1 protein-coding gene is annotated in these 638 nt (G+C 42.8%); it reads left to right on the forward strand.

Translation table 11 applies throughout. The features are described from left to right. Positions 1-131: 131 nt before the first annotated feature. Positions 132-638: Na/Pi symporter (locus R7040_RS27445; protein WP_318097739.1), on the forward strand; the 507-nt coding region annotated here is incomplete at its 3' end.

Here is a 638-nt window from a genome sequence, read left to right on the forward strand (position 1 = left end):
CTATTAAAAAGCACAATAAAAAGTGCCCACAGAAATCAATCTGTAATATTACTGAAATATTTGTTCTCTAACATCGCCCGAAGTTTCAACTTAAGACCGAAAAACGAACTTAAAGGTCAACGGAGAAAATTATGATGAACCAAGCTACTTCAACAGCAGCGCCTATCTCGAGCACGACTCGTTGGTTACGCTGGGCTAACTTGGCATTCATGCTGTATCTGCTTCTTCTAGCAGTATCTATGGTTGGTAGCGGTTTCAAATGGGCAACTGGCGACCAAGCAAAAGTATTGTTTGAGTTTGCATCTCACCCTATCGCTGGTCTTATGATCGGCCTAGTAGCAACAGCCCTAATCCAATCCTCAAGTACTGTAACTTCTATTATTGTGGGCTTAGTTGCAGGTGGTCTACCTGTAGAGACAGCGATTCCAATGGTAATGGGTGCCAATATTGGTACCACAGTGACCAATACTTTGGTTTCACTAGGTCACGTACGTTGTAAGGAAGAATTCAAGCGCGCATTTGCTAGTGCGACGATCCACGACTTCTTTAACCTTCTTGCTGTTCTGATCTTCCTTCCTTTGGAAATGATGTTCGGCATTCTAGAGAAAATTTCTCACTGGTTGGTTTCGCCACTATTG

It is taken from the genome of Vibrio sp. 1069, from assembly GCF_033340555.1.